Below are 6,219 nucleotides of genomic sequence, written 5' to 3' on the forward strand. Positions count from 1 at the left end.
CGAACAATAGATGAAAGACAGCCAAGATAGACCTAGACGCGGAACACCCGACTTCCAGTTGCTTATTTTGACTTTATTGCTTGTTGGATTCGGGATTGTCATGGTGTTTAGCTCCAGCTCCAGCGTGACTCAATTTAGTGAGAGATTCAGTTATAATCCCTTATATTTTACGAAGAAGCAAATCATTTTTGCGGGGGTTGGCATCTTCGGAATGTTTATTACGATGAATATTCCTTATGAGAAATTCCGCAAGCTCTTCGCACCGATATTCATCCTGGCTATTATTCTGTTGATGATCGTTCCCTTTATGAGCAAGATCAACGGAGCCAGTTCCTGGCTCCAGATCGGTTCACTGGGCATCCAGCCGACCGAGCTGGCCAAGATTACGACGATTATGTATCTGGCTGCTCTAATATCCAAGAAGGGAGAACGATTCCGAGATCTGAGGACCGGTTATATTCCTGTTATGGTCATTGTCGGCTTCGTGGCCGGACTCATCATGCTGCAGCCGGATTTGGGTTCCTGTATGATTCTTGTAGCCACAGCCGGGTTGATTATTTTGGCCGGCGGCGCCAACATGAAGCATATCCTCGGTTCGATCGGGCTCCTGATTCTCGGTGCCAGCATCGTCCTGGGAATCGGCTCGCTATGGAACAAAATTAATCCCCCTAGCGAATCCGCCGGATCAGGCAGCCAATATCAGTTGGACCGGATCAAAGCGTATATTGATCCGTGGGCAGATCCTCAGCATACGAGCTACAACCTCATTCAATCGCTGACTGCAATGGGTCACGGAGGAGTGACAGGCACCGGATTTGGACAAGGTATTCAGAAGCTGCATTATTTGCCGAATGCCTATAATGACTTCATTTTCTCGGTCATCGGTGAAGAGTTCGGATTTATCGGCACGTTTTTGTTCCTGCTCTTCTATCTATATTTTATATGGAGGGGTCTGCTCGTCTCCTTGCGCTGCTCCAGCGCCTTCGGTACATTGCTGGGCGTTGGCATTATGGGGCTTATCGCCATTCAATCCTTCATCAACATCGGAGGGGTAACTCGTACAATCCCGATTACCGGCGTAACCTTGCCGTTTATTAGCTATGGCGGTTCATCGCTGGTTGTCATGCTGCTCGCCATGGGAATGGTACTTAGCATTTCCAGAGAATCGTCGCTTCCGTCGAAGCAGGAGAAAACCAAATCGGTTGTGGTCAAGGAAGAGAGCGTATTCGAACGAAATCAACGCAGACACCGCAATATGTAATTCTATTCAAAAAAGACTGCTGGATCAAGATCCGCAGTCTTTTTCTAATTCAATTCTGAAAGCTGGATAGCGTCAAAAACTATGTAATCCATAACTCTGATCATCTGTCAGTTATGCCTCATCGTCTTTAAATGCTACACCTTCAACCTTCACATTGACTTCAACAACCTTAAGCCCGGTCATACTCTCAACGGCTTCCCGCACATTTTGTTGCAACATGCGGCATACCTCATGGATTGGAGTCTCATAGAGAACGATAATCCGCAAATCGATCGCCGCTTCCAATTGACCGACCTCTACGGTAACGCCTTTTTGCACGTTCTTGCCACTCAACCGTTTTGCCCAACCTTCAGACAATCCTCCGGACATTGCAGCAATACCCGGTGTTTCCAAGGCGGCCATACCCGCGACTTTGGATACAACATCATCTGAAATTTTAATCATACCCATATCCAATTGCAGTTGCTCGGTCATGGTTATCCCTCCTTCAACCTACTACCTATATTTTATATGGTAAGACCAAGTAAAGCAAATATATAGACCACATCAAATGTTTGAATTATAATCTTCAATTGTTGGTATATTAAATTGAAAAATGAATTGAGTCTGCCATCATTAAATCCTGTATACCGAGGTGCATTTCATGAAAAAATTTATTTCACCTGGCTTGCTAATCCTGACCTTCCTGCTTAGCGCTCTAGGGCACTACGCTCATTGGCCGGATACGCTTCAGTTCATCATTTCAGCTATATCCGTTATCTTCGTAGCCGGGTTTCTCGGCAAAGCAACCGAGAGTGTCGCCCACTATGCCGGACAGCGGCTTGGCGGCTTCCTTAACGCAACCTTTGGCAATGCCGCAGAACTTATCATCGGTATTTTGCTCGTTCGTGAAGGAATGTTCGATACAGTCAAGGCGAGCATCACCGGATCGATCATCGGTAATCTGCTGCTTGTACTCGGCCTAAGCCTGTTCGCTGGCGGGTTGAAATACAAGGTACAGCGCTTCAATGTTCCGCTGGCCAATATGAACGGCTCTCTAATGATCGTCGCGGTCATCGCTCTATTCATCCCTGCTATCTTCCTGCAGACCCATGTGCTTCACGAAGAAGACCGTACCACCCTGAGCCTTGTCGTAGGCGGGATTCTTATTGTTGCTTATATTCTCTGGCTAATCTTCTCAATGATTACACATAAGAAATATTTGAGCGATGTTGTTGAGAAGCACAAGCCGGAGGAATGGGAAGCAGAGGAAGAACACGGCCCGGCCTGGTCGAAAAAAAGATCCATTCTCTATCTCATCCTTGCTACAGTCATGGTTGCTTTCGTTAGTGAATGGCTTGTACATACGTTAGATACATTCACACAGAAATTCGGCCTAAGCGAAATCTTTGTCGGTGCGTTCGTCGTCGCCATTATCGGAAATGCTGCAGAGCATAGCGCTGCAGTACTGCTCGCGATGAAGAACAAAATTGGCGCCGCCGTGGAGATTGCCGTCGGAAGCAGTCTGCAGATCTCCCTGTTCGTCGCCCCTGTCCTTATCTTCGTCAGCCATCTGTTCGGAAAACCGATGGACATCGTCTTTACGATCATCGAGCTTGCAGCTATCGGCGTATCCGTATTTATCGCCAAATCGATTATTCAGGACGGTCAGACGAACTGGTATGAAGGCTTGCTGCTGCTTTCCGTATATGCCATCCTTGGCGTTTCGTTCTACCTGGTATAGACGCTGATTTACTATCCGCAAAAAATAAAGCGCAGATTCGGGCCCCCGAATTCTGCGCTTTATAAATTATATCGCTCAATTGACGCAAAGACTAAGCTTCTCGGTTATTCATCGCTTCGTACAGGGATGCCAGATTCCGTTCGAGTCTGCTTATGATTAGCTTGCCCTCCTGTTCCTGTACCAGGCCGGCGCGTATCGCATAATCCACCTGTCTTGAGAAACCGTACATCTGGGTATCCAGAACTTCCTCATAGAGAGGGCAATAACGAGTAGCGAGATTCTCCATCTGTACTTCGATCAGTTTCTCTATTTTATCTGCATCTTCCTTCAGAAGATTAAGCGCTTTGAGATTAATTTGCTCCTGTATATCAGATGAAGTCATTGTTTCTTCCCCCCTATGTCCTTATCACTCATCAACTCTATTCTTAATATTAGACGAAATTCAGGGCCAATACAAGAACCTCTCCAAATAATCACTCTCTTAAAAATTATATGTCAAAATATTATATGTATACAAAAAAACACTTCCGCCCATAGGACGGAAATGTTTTCCTGTTACTTGACTTATTCGGCCACAACCTGAACCTTCAAGCCGTGTTTTGCGAACACTTCCGATACGGCTTTTTTCGCTTCGTCCGCATCCGGTCCATGGACATGCAATTGATAGTCCTGTGTATTAACAAGTGTAGTAAAAAGGCCGAGAATACTCTTAACATCGATATACTTGCTGTCAGCTTGCAACACGATGGAAGAAGTAAATTTGCCTGCTGTCTGAGCAATTTCAACAATCGCTTGATTATTATTTGCCATTGGAATCCCTCCGCGTCGATACTGTAGAATTTATACAATATAATGATACCTTGAATCCGCTTTCCAGGCAAGGAATTTTCTCTTAAAGGTGGTGCATACAGGCGCTTCGCTCAAGCGCTTTACTTGAGATTCTCCGGATTCAAACCTTCCAGTTCTGGAATTACAAAAATACCATCCTTACGAATTAATACGTCGTCGAAGTAGATTTCCCCGCCGCCGTATTCAGGGCGCTGAATAAGTACCAGGTCCCAATGGATTGAGGAACGGTTGCCGTTATCTGTCTCATCATATGCTTGACCCGGTGTAAAGTGCAGGCTGCCGGCGATCTTCTCGTCGAACAGGATATCCTTCATCGGATGAAGAATGTACGGGTTAAAGCCAATCGCAAATTCACCGATATATCTGGCTCCCTCATCCGAATCCAAAATTTCATTCAGACGAGCTGTATCATTGCTGGTTGCCTCCACAATTTTGCCGTTCTCGAAGCGGAACTTAATATTCTCAAAGGTGATGCCATTGTATAGAGTAGCCGCATTATAGCTGATCGTGCCGTTAACGGAATCCCGTACAGGAGCGCTGTACACCTCTCCATCAGGGATATTCTTTTGACCAGAGCATTTCTCTGCGCCGATGTCTTTAATCGAAAAGCTCAGATCGGTGCCTGGGCTTACGATGCGTACCTTGTCAGTACGCTTCATCAGATCGGCAAGCGCATCCTGGGCGCGATCCATCTTGGCATAATCCAGATTACATACATCAAAATAGAAGTTCTCGAAGGCTTCCGTGCTTACATTAGCCAGTTGGGCCATGCTTGCGTTCGGATAGCGGAGCACCACCCATTTCGTATGCTTCACACGCTGCTCGCTATGAACCGGATGCTGGTAATGAGCATTGTACAATTTCATCTTATCTTCCGGAACATCGGATGTATCATTTACATTTGACCCGGCGCGAATCCCGATGTAGCAGTCCATCATTTGCATTCTGTGCAGGTCATATTCGGCCCAGGCTTTAATGCCTTCCTCGGTTGCATACTTCAACTGTGCGCTCTGCAGCGCCTTGTCCGTTAATTCAACGAAGGCATGACCGCCCTTCTTCCCCACTTCTTCAACAATCGCTTTAATCAGATCGCGTTCATCACCGATCATCTCCACAAGTACATTCTCGCCAGGCTGAACATTAACGGAATAGCCTACGAGATTTTCTGCCAACTTTTGAATTCTAGGGTCTCTCATAATACTTGCCTCCTCATCACATAACGGGCAGTAACTTACCGCTGCCCCTAACCATACAATCTCTATTGAACAATGGTTAATTCTTCATTATTGTACCACTACACCCTCTTTAAGTCAGCCCGCCACTGCGCGACTTAATCCCTTATTTAATCTTCGAGAACTGATTATCCGTATAGAGTACTTCATGTTCGGTAATTCCGAGCGGATTCGGGTAGGATAATCTCGTCTCGGATACGAGTCTGGCCGGAAGGCCTGTCTTGCGGTTCACGGTCAAATAATATACCACCTTGGCATTCGCTTGTTGCATCATTTGCTCCAGCTGCTTGTTCCCGTTCACCCAAAGATTGTTCATCTCCGTCTCAACCTCAGATGAATACTTGGAGTTAACCTGCTTCAACTTGCTGCTCCAGTCTGTCCTTATCCCTTCCATCTCTCCGTCCAGCTTGGCCTTCAGCTGCTGCTTGGCCTCCTGAGGGTCAAGTTCAATTCGCAGCACCTCCGTCCCCCTTGCAGCGCCCTTCTCTAACGACAGGCTCTTCCTGCTTGCCCTGCGGATATCTTCCAGTTGATCCAGCGGGTTCAACCGGGCTATCCCACGGGTCAAAGCGTTGGCATCGGAGGACGCGATCATCCAGGCCCCTCCCTGCCAGCGCAGCTTTGCTTCAAGTCCTTGGCCTGTCTGGACCTCGGCGCTCTGCAGTTTTTGCCCCTGTCCACCGGGGAGAACCGTGCGCATATTTAATTCATGGTGATCATTCAACTCACCGACATAAGCGAATGAATCTTCGATCTTCTCCTGCTTCCCGCGAGCAAGAACTGCATTGCCTTGGAAGGTCAGCTGCTCATGGCCCGCAAGCCCGGCATAAGTGAGATCGAACCAATCCTTTGCCGTCTTCGTCTCCCCGATCTGGCAAGCTGCCACAGGCAGAACGAGGCTAAATACAACCGTTAGCTTTATCACGGATAACCGTATTCTCATATTGCGATCAGACTCCTCCACTACAAGCTCCTCACAGCTTTATAGAACATATTGTTCATGCAGTAGTAGGCTTTCCCCGTGTATGTAAACTATTCATCATTCCCTCATAAGAAAGAGGGTGTCCCAAAAGTAAACCTTAGAACACCCTCTTCAAAGAAATAGGAAGATATTCGTAAAAAAACAAGGAGTTAAGCGGTCTATTTTCGCTTAG

General features: G+C 46.8%; 7 protein-coding genes. 2 read left to right on the plus strand and 5 right to left on the minus strand.

The genetic code is table 11. From position 1 onward, the window contains the following. Positions 1–10 precede the first annotated feature (10 nt). Positions 11–1,261, plus strand: a complete 1,251-nt coding sequence (gene ftsW / locus DMN77_RS07905) for a putative lipid II flippase FtsW (protein ID WP_068781949.1) — start codon at positions 11–13, stop codon at positions 1,259–1,261. Between the two features lie 111 nt (positions 1,262–1,372). On the opposite strand, the gene DMN77_RS07910 is transcribed toward ftsW, so the two are convergent. Beyond that, on the minus strand, positions 1,373–1,735 hold the full coding sequence (locus DMN77_RS07910; protein WP_068781950.1) for an Asp23/Gls24 family envelope stress response protein: 363 nt from the start codon (positions 1,733–1,735) through the stop codon (positions 1,373–1,375). Positions 1,736–1,904: 169 nt separating this feature from the next. On the opposite strand from DMN77_RS07910, the gene cax reads away from it, so the two are divergent. Then, positions 1,905–2,984 carry a calcium/proton exchanger gene (gene cax, locus DMN77_RS07915; protein WP_179014292.1) on the plus strand — a complete coding sequence of 360 codons (1,080 nt, stop codon included), beginning with the start codon at positions 1,905–1,907 and terminating at the stop codon, positions 2,982–2,984. Between the two features lie 91 nt (positions 2,985–3,075). Here the strand turns inward: cax and DMN77_RS07920 are convergent, their stop codons facing one another. The 4 genes from DMN77_RS07920 to DMN77_RS07935 form a co-directional block, all read right to left on the minus strand. Next, positions 3,076–3,366: an Fpa/YlaN family protein gene (locus tag DMN77_RS07920; RefSeq protein WP_068781952.1), complete on the minus strand. Its 291-nt coding sequence runs from the start codon at positions 3,364–3,366 to the stop codon at positions 3,076–3,078. Positions 3,367–3,548: 182 nt separating this feature from the next. Next, complete coding sequence (locus DMN77_RS07925; RefSeq protein ID WP_068781953.1) at positions 3,549–3,794, minus strand: HPr family phosphocarrier protein; 246 nt, start codon at positions 3,792–3,794, stop codon at positions 3,549–3,551. Positions 3,795–3,913: 119 nt separating this feature from the next. Then, on the minus strand, positions 3,914–5,029 hold the full coding sequence (locus DMN77_RS07930; RefSeq protein ID WP_068781954.1) for an aminopeptidase: 1,116 nt from the start codon (positions 5,027–5,029) through the stop codon (positions 3,914–3,916). Positions 5,030–5,171: 142 nt separating this feature from the next. Next, positions 5,172–6,008, minus strand: coding sequence for a hypothetical protein (locus DMN77_RS07935; protein WP_179014293.1), 837 nt, complete (start codon positions 6,006–6,008; stop codon positions 5,172–5,174). Positions 6,009–6,219: the final 211 nt, after the last annotated feature.

The organism is Paenibacillus sp. 79R4 (genome assembly GCF_013393165.1).
Taxonomy (GTDB): Bacteria; Bacillota; Bacilli; order Paenibacillales; family Paenibacillaceae; genus Fontibacillus.

Bases quoted from the DNA above. Each gene is read 5' to 3' on its own strand.
- ftsW (WP_068781949.1), top strand. From the start codon at position 11: ATGAAAGACAGCCAAGATAGACCTAGACGCGGAACACCCGACTTCCAG.
- DMN77_RS07910 (WP_068781950.1), bottom strand. From the start codon at position 1,735: ATGACCGAGCAACTGCAATTGGATATGGGTATGATTAAAATTTCAGAT.
- cax (WP_179014292.1), top strand. From the start codon at position 1,905: ATGAAAAAATTTATTTCACCTGGCTTGCTAATCCTGACCTTCCTGCTT.
- DMN77_RS07920 (WP_068781952.1), bottom strand. From the start codon at position 3,366: ATGACTTCATCTGATATACAGGAGCAAATTAATCTCAAAGCGCTTAAT.
- DMN77_RS07925 (WP_068781953.1), bottom strand. From the start codon at position 3,794: ATGGCAAATAATAATCAAGCGATTGTTGAAATTGCTCAGACAGCAGGC.
- DMN77_RS07930 (WP_068781954.1), bottom strand. From the start codon at position 5,029: ATGAGAGACCCTAGAATTCAAAAGTTGGCAGAAAATCTCGTAGGCTAT.
- DMN77_RS07935 (WP_179014293.1), bottom strand. From the start codon at position 6,008: ATGAGAATACGGTTATCCGTGATAAAGCTAACGGTTGTATTTAGCCTC.